This is a genomic window from Streptomyces sp. NPDC050388, from assembly GCF_040655635.1.
Lineage (GTDB): Bacteria > Actinomycetota > Actinomycetes > Streptomycetales > Streptomycetaceae > Streptomyces.
In genome coordinates this window covers 22,550-34,801 of sequence record NZ_JBFAKH010000076.1, presented here as the reverse complement: position 1 = coordinate 34,801, position 12,252 = coordinate 22,550, and the positions used below count along the sequence as shown (strand labels likewise).

5 protein-coding genes and 1 pseudogene are annotated in these 12,252 nt (G+C 72.5%); 4 read left to right on the top strand and 2 right to left on the bottom strand.

Annotated elements, in window-relative coordinates; genetic code table 11:
• The 4 genes and pseudogenes from AB0I73_RS31875 to AB0I73_RS31860 form a co-directional block, all read left to right on the top strand.
• A pseudogene (locus AB0I73_RS31875) lies at positions 1 to 311 on the top strand (ABC transporter permease); the annotation flags it as partial.
• Complete coding sequence (locus tag AB0I73_RS31870; RefSeq protein ID WP_363043224.1) at positions 304 to 1,221, top strand: ABC transporter ATP-binding protein; 918 nt, start codon at positions 304 to 306, stop codon at positions 1,219 to 1,221. The pseudogene AB0I73_RS31875 and the gene AB0I73_RS31870, both read left to right, overlap by 8 nt.
• Positions 1,222 to 1,321: 100 nt before the next feature.
• Positions 1,322 to 3,625, top strand: coding sequence for a CDP-glycerol glycerophosphotransferase family protein (locus AB0I73_RS31865; RefSeq protein ID WP_363043222.1), 2,304 nt, complete (start codon positions 1,322 to 1,324; stop codon positions 3,623 to 3,625).
• Positions 3,625 to 5,307, top strand: coding sequence for a glycosyltransferase family 2 protein (locus AB0I73_RS31860; protein WP_363043220.1), 1,683 nt, complete (start codon positions 3,625 to 3,627; stop codon positions 5,305 to 5,307). The genes AB0I73_RS31865 and AB0I73_RS31860 overlap by 1 nt, the downstream gene beginning before the upstream one ends.
• Before the next feature lie 9 nt (positions 5,308 to 5,316).
• Here AB0I73_RS31860 and AB0I73_RS31855 read toward each other — a convergent pair whose 3' ends face one another.
• Positions 5,317 to 6,918: a hypothetical protein gene (locus AB0I73_RS31855; protein ID WP_363043218.1), complete on the bottom strand. Its 1,602-nt coding sequence runs from the start codon at positions 6,916 to 6,918 to the stop codon at positions 5,317 to 5,319.
• 128 nt (positions 6,919 to 7,046) lie between these two features.
• Complete coding sequence (locus AB0I73_RS31850; RefSeq protein ID WP_363043216.1) at positions 7,047 to 11,972, bottom strand: NAD-glutamate dehydrogenase; 4,926 nt, start codon at positions 11,970 to 11,972, stop codon at positions 7,047 to 7,049.
• Positions 11,973 to 12,252 lie beyond the last annotated feature (280 nt).

The following is a 12,252-nucleotide window of genomic DNA, read 5'->3' as shown; positions in this document are numbered from 1 at the left end:
GCAGCCGGACGCCGGATCTGGCCCAGCTGATGCCGTTCGTGCTGCGCACCTGGATGTACGCCTCGGGGGTGATGTTCAGCCTGCCGGTGATGCTGACGGAGAAGGACGCGCCGGGCTGGCTGGCCGACGTGCTGCAGTGGAACCCGGCCGCGGTCTACATGGACCTGGTGCGCTTCGCGCTGATCGACGGTTACGGCTCCTCGTACCTGCCGCCGCACGTGTGGGCGGTCGCGGCGGGCTGGGCGCTGCTGGCCGGGGTGATCGGTTTCGTCTACTTCTGGAAGGCCGAGGAGACCTACGGTCGTGGCTGACAACGCTGCTGAGAAGATCCCCACCGTCATCGCCGACGGCGTCGACATCGTCTACCGGGTCAACGGCACCGGCGCCGGACGCGGCTCCGCCACCGCCGCCCTCAACCGCATCGTGCGGCGCCGGAAGACCGAGCGGGCGGCCGGCGTGCGCACGGTGCACGCGGTGCGGAACGTGTCCTTCGTCGCCTACCGGGGCGAGGCCATCGGCCTGATCGGCACCAACGGATCGGGCAAGTCGACCCTGCTCAAGGCCGTCGCCGGACTGCTCCCGGTGGAGAACGGCCGGATCTACACCGGCGGCCAGCCCTCCCTGCTCGGCGTCAACGCGGCCCTGATGAACGACCTCACCGGCGAGCGCAACGTCCACCTCGGCGGCCTCGCCATGGGCATGTCCCGCGAGCAGGTCCGGGAGCGCTACCAGGAGATCGTCGACTTCTCCGGGATCAACGAGAAGGGCGACTTCATCACCCTGCCGATGCGCACCTACTCCTCCGGCATGGCCGCCCGGCTGCGCTTCTCCATCGCCGCCGCCAAGGACCACGACGTCCTCCTCATCGACGAGGCGCTGGCCACGGGCGACCGCTCCTTCCAGAAGCGCTCCGAGGCGCGCATCCGGGAGCTGCGCAAGGAGGCCGGCACCGTCTTCCTGGTCAGCCACAGCAACAAGTCGATCCGGGACACCTGCGACCGCGTCCTGTGGCTGGAGCGGGGCGAGCTACGCATGGACGGGCCGACGGACGAGGTGCTCAAGGAGTACGAGAAGTTCACCGGCGGCCCGGACAAGGCCCGCAAGCCCAAACCGAAGCCCAAGCCGAAGGCCACGACCGAGCCGAAGACCGAGGCCGAGCCGAAGGCCGCGACCGGGCCCACGACGGTGACCGAGCCGGAGGCCGCCACCGCTCCTTCGTGAGGCGCCCGCCCGTCCGTCTCCGGGCAGCCCCTTCGCCGCATTGATGCCACTATGACCGAAGGGAACGCCCGGATCGGTGACGAGACGAAGGAGCCCCGAGATGCCCGAGCTCAGCGTCATCGTCCACGGGCCGAACACCCAGGACCACCTGACCGGCCTCCTCGACTCCCTCTGCTCCCCCGACTCCCTCACCGCCCGCACCACCTGCACCACCTTCGATGGGAATCCCTCCCCGGACATCGAGGTCATCGTCGCCGCCGTGGGCGACTGGGCCCGGGAGACCGCCGAGCGGCACACCCCCGACGTCCAGGTGCTGCCCCTGCCCGACGGCACGTCCGACCCGGCGGCCAGGGCGGCGGGGGCGGCCCTGGCCACCGGCCGCTGGCTGCACTTCGTCCGCGCCAAGGACGGCCTGCCGCCCGGTGGTCCGCGTGCGGTCGCCGAGCACCTCGCCCGGCTCCCCGAGACCGTGGACGTCCTGCTCCTGGACCACGTCCGCAGCACCTGGGGCAGCTCCGGCCTGCCCTCCCCCGACGGACCCCTGCTCGTCCGCGCGGGCCACGCCGAACTCGCCCTCGACGACTGCGCGTACCTGCTGCGCCTCACCCCGCTGCTCGGCACCCGCGTCCTGCGCGCCGCCTTCTGGCGGACCCGTCGCACCCGGCTCACCGCGGTCGGCGTTCCGGACGGCGACCCGTTCGACGAACCGTACGCCGCCCGCGCCGCCCTCCTGCTCGCCGACCGCGTCGCCTGTCTGCCCCGCGTCGCCCACGAGGACCGGCGGCTGCGTCCCGCCGCTCTCCCGCCGGTCACCCCCGAGCAGCGCTACGCCCTCGTCGAGCACTACGAAGCCCTCCTCGGCCTCGCCGGCGACCGCCCCGCCGTCCACGACGCGCTGTACGGGATCATGGTCGACGACTGCCTGCGCACCTTCGTCCGCGGCGGCATGCCCGATCCGGTCGCCCGGGAGTTCTTCCGCCGCGCCTCGCTGGCCGCCGTACGCCACCGCCCCGAGGGCCACCGGCGCCCGGCAGGCCTCGAGGGCGTCCGGCGCTCACTGCTCGAGGAGGGCGCCTACACCCGGTACCGCGCCCTCCAGGCCGCCAACCGCACCCGCCGCGCCGCCGGGTCCGCGGCGCGCACCGGCAGGCGGCAGCTCGGCGCCCTGCTCCGCGACCACCACTACCGCCGGGCCCTGCGCCGCCCCGTCGACCCGGAGCTGGCGGTGTTCACGGCGTACTGGAACCGCGGTGTCGCCTGCAATCCGGCCGCGATCGCCGCCGAGCTCGCCGAGCTCGCCCCGTGGGTCCACCCGGTGTGGGTGGTGAACGCCCCCAACGCCGCCCTGCTCCCGCCCGGCACGGACCACGTGGTGCCCGGCACCCGCCGCTACGGGGAGGTGCTCGCCACCGCGAAGTACCTCGTCAGCAACGTCAACTTCCCGAACGCGGTGGTCAAACGCCCCGACGCCGTCCTCCTCCAGACACACCACGGCACCCCGCTCAAGCGCATGGGCGTGGACCAGACGCCGTTCCCGGCCGCCGCCCGGGGCCTGGACTTCCAGGCGCTGCTGGAGCGCGTCGACAAGTGGGACTACAGCCTCTCCAGCAACAGCCACACGACCCGCATGTGGCAGCGGGCGTACCCGTCCCGCCACGTCTCGCTCGACTACGGCTACCCGCGCAACGACGTCTACTACACGGCCGGCGCCGACGACGTCCGCGCGATCCGCGAACGCCTCGGCATCGCCCCCGGCCGCCGGGCCGTGCTGTACGCGCCCACGCACCGCGACTACGAGGCCGGCTGGGTCCCGCACCTGGACCTCGCCGCGCTCGCCGACCGCCTCGGCGAGGACACCGTCCTGCTGGTGCGCGGCCACTACTTCTACGACGGGAGCGCCGGAACCGCCGGGAGCGCCTCCCCCCTCACCTCCCCCTTCACCGCGCTGCGGCGCGGCGGCCGCAGCGCCCGCATCGTTGATGTCTCGTCGTACGACCCGGTCGAGGACCTGTGCCTGGCCGCCGACCTGCTGGTCACCGACTACTCGTCGATCATGTTCGACTACGCCAACCTGGACCGCCCCCTGGTGATCCACGCCGACGACTGGGACGTCTACCGGGAGACGCGCGGCGTCTACTTCGACCTGACGGCCGAGGCGCCGGGCCCGGTGGCCCGTACCCAGGAGGAGCTGACCGAGATCCTCACCACCGACGCCTGGCGCGACGCGAGCGCGGCGAAGGCTCGGGCCGTCTTCCGGCGCCGGTTCTGCGAGTACGACGACGGCCGCGCCGCCGAGCGCGTCGTGCGCCGGGTCTTCCTCGGCCAGGGCGAGGAGTCGCTGCCGCCGGTGCTGCCCCTGGAGGAGCGCACCCCGGCGCCCGGCCCCGAGGAGGCGAACTCCTGATGAGTCCGCCCCCCGAGGCGAGCGGCCTTCGAGGAGCGCTCGACGCACCCGACGTCACCGTGACGGTCATCGTCCACAACGACGCCGAACGCCTCCCCCGCGCGGTGGAGTCGGTCCGCCGGCAGACCCACCGCGACCTCGAGATCGTCATCAGCGACGACCACTCGACGGACGGAACCCCCCAGGTGGCACGGCGGTTGGCGGCCACGGACCCGCGTATCCGGTATCTGCGCCTGCCGTACAACAGCGGCGGCTGCAGCGCGCCCCGCAACCGCGCCCTGGAGACCGCCCGCACGCCGTATCTGATGTTCCTCGACAGCGACGACGAACTCCCCGCGAACGCCGTGGCCTTGCTGCTCGCCGCCCACCGCGAACGGGACATCGACTTCGCGATGGGCGCGGTACGACGCGTCCGCACCGACACCGGCCGCCGCTCCACCTGGATGCCGCACCTGGTGCGCGAGCGCCGCACCCTGGACGGCATCGGGGCCGATCCGCGGCTGTTCTTCGAGCACCTGTCGACCGGCAAGATGTACTCCCGGGCCTTCCTCGACCGGCACGGCCTGCGCTTCCCCGAGGGCATCCACTACGAGGACCAGTTGTTCTCGGCGCAGGCGTACTGCCTGGCGCGGAGGTTCACGATCGTCCCGGAGCCGGTGTACCTCTGGTACATAGCGCCCTACGCCGCCCGGGAGTCGGCGTCCATCTCCAACCAGCGGCACAAGCTGGACAACGTCCGCGACCGGGTCCGCGTCCAGCACCTCATCGACGCCTTCCTCACGGAGAGCGGGCACGCGTCGCTGCGTGCGGACAAGGACCACAAGTTCCTCAAGCACGACGTCCGGATGTACACGGGCGACCTGCCCCACCGGGACGACGAGTGGCTCGCGGGCTTCGCGGACCTGCTGAACCCGTACCTGGAGACGCTGTCGCCCGGCGCGTACGCCCGCCTCCCGCGCGCCGAACGGGTCGTCCTCCGACTGCTCCGTGACCGCCGCCTGTCCGAGGCCCGGCAGGCGGCCCGCAGCCTGGGCCACGACATCGCCCCGAGGCAGCTGGCCGTGGGCCCGGACGGCCGCGCCTACTGGGGCGACCGGGTTCCCGCGTCCGCCGCCGCCCGCGCCGAGCTGGACCTCTCCGACCTGGAACCGGACACCCGCCCCTTCCCCACCGCCCTGTTCCGCCACGAGATCACGGACATCGACCGGGGCCCCGGCGCCTCGGTCGAACTGACGGTGCGTACCTACGATCCGGCGCTGCGCCTCCCGCTCGGCCCGCAGCGCGCGACCCTCCTCGTCTCTCCCGGCCGGCGCTGCCTCACCGTGCCCTTCCGCCTCTCCCCCGTCCGTCCCGGTGTCTTCGAGGGCCGCGTCGGCCTCGACCTGACGGCTGCCTCCCTGCCGGTGAGCGGATTCGCCGGGGTGCGCCATCCGCTGCTCCACCTCACCCTCCGGGGGCAGGGCAACGCGGGTCTCCTGCTGGCTCCCCCGGCCTTCCCCCCGTTCACCGCCCGTGTCCCGTACCGCCGTGGCGCGGCCCCGCACCGCGTCACCGTCGAACCGGAGGGCCACGGCGCGGGCCGCCTGCAGATCCGCTGGGAACCCGTGGGGGTGACGGCCCGGGTGACCCGCCCGACGGTGCGGCGTCTGGCCCGCCCGGTGGCGGACGTGCTGGGGTGGTGAGGCGCGCGGTCAGCGCACCGCGTAGAGCGTCTGGCCCTCCGGGCCCCGGGCCACGGCCCGCAGGCCGGTGTCGTGCAGGGTGCCCGTCGTGTCCACCACCCACCGCACCCCGTACGCCCGCTCGATGCCCCGGCGCACCCGCTCCGGTGTGCGCGGCGCGAAGTACTGCTCCGTGGCCGCCGCCCTGCGCTTCTCGTCCGGCAGGAAGAAGTCGGGGTAACCGGGGGCGACCGTGTAGGGCCCGTACGCGGGAATCCGGCGGGCCGGCTCCGTCTCGGCCATGACCACGTCCCCGTACTTCACCCACGGTGACATCCAGTGGTACCCCGTCCACGGCTCCCGGTACCGGGCCTCGACCGCAGGGGGCAGCGCCTCGCGCGGGACGACGTAGCCCACCGCTCCCGCCTGCGCCCACGCGCCGACGGCCAGCGCACCGGTCAGGACGACGGCCCACCCGGCGCGCAGCGTGCGCCGCGCCGCCCCGAACGTCTCCAGCGCGGCCGCGAGCTGCGCCGGGATCAGCACGGCGGGCAGTGCGCGTCCCCACGCGTAGTGGCCGCTCAGCCGGCCCGCCGCGAAAACCAGCGCGCCCAGCGCGAAGAACAGCGCGAGCGGGTCCCACCGGTCGCGCCGCCACCGCACGGCCAGCGCGGCCACGCCGAGCAGCACGAGCCCGAACCGGGCCGGCAGGTCCCGGTACAGCTCCCGGTGCACCGACTCCAGCCCGGCGCCGGCGCCCATCAGCGCGAAGAAGTCGTAGTACGGCCAGGCCCACAGCACGAGGACGCCCAGCAGCAGTCCGGCGCCGAGCCGCGGCCACACCGCCCGCGGCAGTCGCGCGGGCCGGGCCGAGAGCACCGTGGCGAGTGCGCCGACCGTGGCCACGACGCCGGTGAACTGGTGGCACAGCAGGATCACCGCCCACAGCGCGCCCAGCCCCGCCCACGTTCCCCACCCGGTCCGGCTGCGCAGCGCGGCCGTCAGCCGGGCCCAGAGGTGGAAGGCGAGGCCGAGGGTGAGGGTGCTCGGGTAGGACGCCGTCAGTGCGAGCGAGTGGAGCCCCGGGAAGCCGCTCCACAGGAACGGGGTCGTGCCCCACAGGAACAGCAGGCTCAGCAGGGCGAGCGCGAAGACGGCCCGCTGCCCCGCCCCGTGCGCGGCCCGGGCCCCGCTCCCGCGGGCCGCCTCGCGCTCGGTCAGCGCCCGTGCGTAACGCCGTACGCCCGTCACCAGCAGCGCGAGTCCGGCCAGGGCGGCGAGCCGCAGCACTGTGAAAACCGGCAGTCCCGTCAGCCGGGCGAGGCCGCCGAGCAGCACGGTCCACGGGGAGTAGTACGGGCTCTGCGTGTTTGCGTCGACCAGGGGGTTGCCGGGGTCGGCCAGGTCGTGCCGCAGGCGTTGCAGGGTCGCCGCGTGCATGCCGAGGTCGCCGGCCCACGGGAGTGGGACGATCACCGCGAGCAGCAGGACCAGGGCCGACCCGGCGGCGATCTGAACGGCGGCCCGGGCGATGCCCGCCGACCGGAGCGCGGCACCCGGCCCGCCGGCCCTCCCGGGCGGGGCGGACCGGGCACCGGCAGAGCGGCCGGAACGAACGGGACGGACAGTCACCCTCAGAGCCTTAACACCACATCGGCCCCGGGGCACCCGGACGACACCACAGGGGTGCCCCGGACCGTCGTGTCCGGGGCACCCCTGGGTGCGTCAGTGCCGTGTCGCTGCCGCGTCGGCGCCGTGGCCTACGCGTGCGTGCGCAGCAGCGTCCGCATCGTCCGCATCGCCACGGACAGGTTGGCCAGGTCGAACGTCTCCGAGCTGCGGATCTCCTCCAGGGTGGTGCGGGCCCGGCCGAGGATGGCCTCGTTCTTCGCCTCCCATGCCTGGAACCGCTGCTGCGGTGTCGCCGTGCCGTTGCCCGCCGCCAGCACCTCGGCCGTCACCGCCGCGTGCGCCGCGTACAGGTCCTCGCGGATCGCCGCGCGGGCCATGGACTGCCAGCGGTCCACGCGGGGCAGCTCGCTGATCCTGTCCATCAGCTGGGTGATGGACAGCCGGTCGGCGAGGTCGTAGTACACCTCGGCGACGTCCAGCGGCTCCTTGCCCAGGCGGTCGGCCACCGAGACGATGTCGATCGCCGCGAACGCGGAGGAGAAGCCGGCCACGCGGGTGGCGAGTTCGCCGGGGACGCCGGCGCCCGTCAGCTCGTCGTAGATCTTCTGGAACCACTCCAGGTCCGCGCCGCGCAGCAGCTTGGGCAGCTGCGACCAGACCTGCTCGACGCGCTCGGCGAAGAACGTCACCGTCTCCTCGAGCTCCAGCGGCTGCGGCCGGTTGTTGAGCAGCCAGCGCGTGCCGCGCTCCACCAGCCGCCGCGAGTGCAGCCGGATCCGGGTCTGGACGTCCGCGTCGACCTTGTTGTCGAGCTCCTCGACGCCGTCCCACACCAGGGCGGAACGGAAGATCGCGCGGGCCGCGGTCTGGGCCCGGACGATCTCCTCCAGCGACGCGCCCGTCTCCTCGCGCATCCGGTGCAGGTACGTCGTACCGCCCGTGTTGACCGTGTCGTTGACCAGGACGGTCGTGGTGATCTCGCGGCGCAGCGGGTGGTTGTCGATCCGGTCGAGGAACTGCTCGCGCAGCGGGGTCGGGAAGTACGCGTGCAGCAGGGCCTTGAGGTACGGGTCGTCGGGCAGCGAGGTGCTCAGCAGCTCCTCGGCGACCGTGATCTTCGTGTACGCCAGCAGGACGGCTGTCTCCGGGCCGGTCAGGCCCTGCCCGGCGGCCAGCCGCTCGCGGATCTGGCGGTCGGTGGGCAGGAACTCCAGGGCCCGGTCGAGGTGTCCCTCGCGCACCAGGTGCTTCAGGAAGCGCTGCTGGGCGTGGAGCATGTCCTTGGACTGGGCCAGGGCGTTGGCGATGGCTGTGTTCTGCGCGTAGTTGGTGCGCAGCACCATCCGGCCGACCTCGTCGGTCATCGAGGCGAGCAGCTTGTTGCGCTGCTTGACCGTCATGTCGCCGTCCGCGACCAGGCCGTTGAGCAGGATCTTGATGTTCACCTCGTGGTCGGAGGTGTCCACGCCCGCGCTGTTGTCGATGGCGTCGGTGTTGATCCGGCCGCCGTGCAGCGCGACCTCGATCCGGCCGAGCTGGGTGAAGCCCAGGTTGCCGCCCTCGCCGACGACGGCGACCCGCAGGTCCTTGCCGTCGACGCGGATCGCGTCGTTGGCCTTGTCCCCGACGTCCGCGTTGGACTCGGTGGACGCCTTGACGTACGTACCGATGCCGCCGTTCCACAGCAGGTCCACCGGCGCCTTGAGGATCGCCTTCATCAGGTCGGCCGGGGTCGCCTTGGTGACGCTCTCGTCGAGGCCGAGGGCCTCGCGGATCTGGGCGTTGACCGGGATGGACTTGGCGCTGCGCGGGAACACCCCGCCGCCGGCCGACAGCAGATCGGCGTCGTAGTCCGCCCAGGAGCTGCGCGGCAGCTCGAACAGGCGGCGGCGCTCGGCGTAGCCGACGGCCGCGTCCGGGTTCGGGTCGATGAAGATGTGCCGGTGGTCGAAGGCGGCGACCAGCCGGATGTGTTCGCTGCGCAGCATGCCGTTGCCGAACACGTCGCCGGACATGTCACCGATGCCGACGGCCGTGAACTCCTGGCTCTGGGTGTCCACGCCCAGCTCCCGGAAGTGCCGCTTGACGGACTCCCAGGCGCCGCGGGCGGTGATGCCCATGCCCTTGTGGTCGTATCCGGCGCTGCCGCCGGAGGCGAAGGCGTCGCCGAGCCAGAAGTCGTAGGACTCGGCGACCTCGTTGGCGATGTCCGAGAACCGCGCGGTGCCCTTGTCGGCCGCGACGACGAGGTAGTTGTCGTCCCCGTCGTGCCGGACGACGTCCACCGGGGGCACGACCTGGCCGGCCACCATGTTGTCGGTGATGTCGAGCAGCGCCGAGATGAACGTCTTGTAGGAGGCGACGCCCTCGGCCATCCAGGCGTCACGGTCCACGGACGGGTCGGGCAGCTGCTTGGCGACGAAGCCGCCCTTGGCGCCGACCGGCACGATGACGGTGTTCTTCACCATCTGTGCCTTGACCAGGCCGAGGATCTCGGTGCGGAAGTCCTCCCGGCGGTCCGACCAGCGCAATCCTCCGCGTGCCACCTTGCCGTAGCGCATGTGCACGCCCTCGACGCGCGGCGAGTACACCCAGATCTCGAACGCCGGACGCGGCGCCGGCAGGTCGGGGATGGCCTGCGGGTCGAACTTCATGGAGATGTAGTCGTGCGGGCGGCCGTCACTCGCCGCCTGGAAGAAGTTGGTGCGCAGCGTCGCCTTGATCACGGTGAGGAAGGAGCGCAGGATGCGGTCCTCGTCGAGCGAGGCGACCTGGTCGAGGGCGGCGTCGATCTCCTCCAGCAGGGCGTCCAGCAGCTCGAACCCGGCGCCCTGCCGCTCCGGCGACATCCGCGCCTCGAACAGGGAGACGAGCAGCCGGGTGGTGTGGACGTTGTTGCGGAGGGTGTCCTCCATGTAGTCCTGGCTGAACGTGGAGCCGGCCTGGCGCAGGTACTTGGCGTACGCGCGCAGCACCGTCGCCTGCCGCCAGTCCAGTCCGGCGCTCAGCACGAGGGCGTTGAAGCCGTCGTTCTCCGCCTGGCCGGTCCAGGTCGCGGCGAAGGCGTCCTGGAACCGCTCACGGGCGTCGTCCCCGAGGTGTTCGGCGCCGGACACCTTGGGCATCCGCAGCCCGAAGTCGTAGATCCAGGCGACGCTGCGGTCGGCGCGGCGCAGCTCGTAGGGCCGCTCGTCGACGACCTCGACGCCGAGCCGCTGGAGCACGGGCAGCACGGCGGACAGGGAGACGGCCTCGCCCTGGCGGTAGATCTTGAAGCGGCGCTCCCCGGGGGCCGCGCCCACCGGCTCGTACAGGCTGAGCTCGAAGTTCTTCTCCTCGTCGAGCTGTTCCAGCCGGACGATGTCGGCGACGGCACTGCGAGGGGGGTGGTCGGCCTTGTAGCCCTCGGTGAAGGCACCCGCGTAGCGGCGCAGCAGTTCGGCGGCGCGCTCCTCGCCCAGCTCGGCGGTGAGTGCCTCGCCGAAGCCGTCGGCCCAGGAGCGGGCGGCCTCGACCAGGCGGGCCTCGATGCGCTCCTTGTCGGTGTCGGACAGCTGGAGCAGCTCGGTGCCCTGCGGGACACGGACCACGAAGTGCAGCCGGGAGAGGATCGACTCGGTGTTCCAGGCGGTGAAGTCGACGCTGACGCCGCCGAGCTCCTCCTTGAGGATGTCGATGATCCTCAGGCGCACCCCGGTGGTGTAGCGGTCGCGCGGGAGGTAGACGAGGGCGGAGTAGTAGCGCCCGTACTCGTCCTGGCGCAGGTAGAGCCGCAGGCGGCGGCGCTCCTGGAGGTAGAGCACCGAGGTGGCGATGGCCTGGAGCTCGCCGACCGGGGTCTGGAAGAGCTCGTCGCGCGGGTAGGTCTCCAGGATCTGCAGCAGGTCGCGCCCGTCGTGGCTGTGCGGCGAGAAGCCGGCCCGCTCGAGGACCTCCTCGACCTTGCGGCGGATCACCGGGACCCGGCGGACGGACTCGGTGTAGGCGGCGGAGGAGAACAGTCCGAGGAAGCGGCGCTCACCGACGACGTTGCCGTCGGCGTCGAACTTCTTGACGCCGATGTAGTCCAGGTACGACGGCCGGTGCACGGTGGCTCGGCTGTTGGCCTTGGTCAGCACGAGCAGCTTGTGCTCGCGCGCCTTGGCGCGGGCGTCGGCGGGCAGCCGCTCGAAGGACGGGCTGACCGGGTGCCCCTCCGGGGTGGCGTGGTGCGGGTCGGCACGCAGGATGCCCAGACCGGTGCCGGGGAGGGCGCCGAGGGAGTCGTCGTCGCGCAGCTGGTACTCGCGGTAGCCGAGGAAGGTGAAGTGGTCGTCGGCGAGCCAGCGCAGCAGCTCCCGGGCCTCCTCGACCTGCTGCCCCGGCACGTCCCCGGGGACGGGTTCGTCGGGCAGCCCCTCGGCCAGCCCGATGGCGGCCTGCCTCATCTTGCCCCAGTCCTCGACGGCCTCGCGGACGTCGGACAGGACGCGCAGCAGGTCGGCGGTGATCTGCTTGAGGTCGCCGCGGTCGGTCTCGCGGTCGATCTCGACGTGGATCCAGGACTCGATGTGGGCGTCGTGCGGGAGGTCGTCGGCGGGCGGGGTGGCGAGCACCTCGATCAGCTGCCCGGTGAGGTCGCGGCGGACCACGATCTGCGGGTGGATGACGACGTGGATGCCCCGCCCCTGACGGGTCAGCTCGTTGGTGACGGAGTCCACGAGGAAGGGCATGTCGTCGGTGACCACCTCGACGACGGAGTGGCTGCAGGTCCAGCCGTTCTCCTCGACGGTCGGGGTGTGGACCTTGACGTTGGCCGTGCCCTGGGGACGGTTCTCGGCCAGCCGGAAGTGCGCGGCGGCGGCTCCGAAGACGTCGACCGGGTCGCGGCCGAGGAGGTCCTCCGGGGCGGTGTGCAGGTAATAGCGCTGGAGGAACGCGAGCACGGTGTCCCGGTCGGGCATGCCCTTGTCCGTCGTCCCGGTCGGCAGTTTCCCGCCGGCCGGGCTGTTCTCAGCTACCCGGGCGGCCTTTTCGAGCAGCTCGGCCTTTGCTTCGTCCAGCTTGGTCTGCATTGTCCTCTGACTCCTGTCGCGCGCCATTGCGTGACGTAGAAGGAAGTACGGTCTCCGCGCTTGCGGTGCGGTGGTACGACGCGGGGTGTCCGGTCCGTTCCGACGCTATGCCGCAAGATGAGACGAGCGGGGGCTTCTCTGCCAACTTCGACGCGCCCGCCGGGTGTGACGCTGCTCTCTTCCGCGTCCGCCCCCGGGGAGTGCCGCGCGCCCCTGGAACCCTTCGGGTCCTCTCCCGCCCGCGAGGACCAGCGAGCCCCGCCCGGCCACGGTTGTCGTC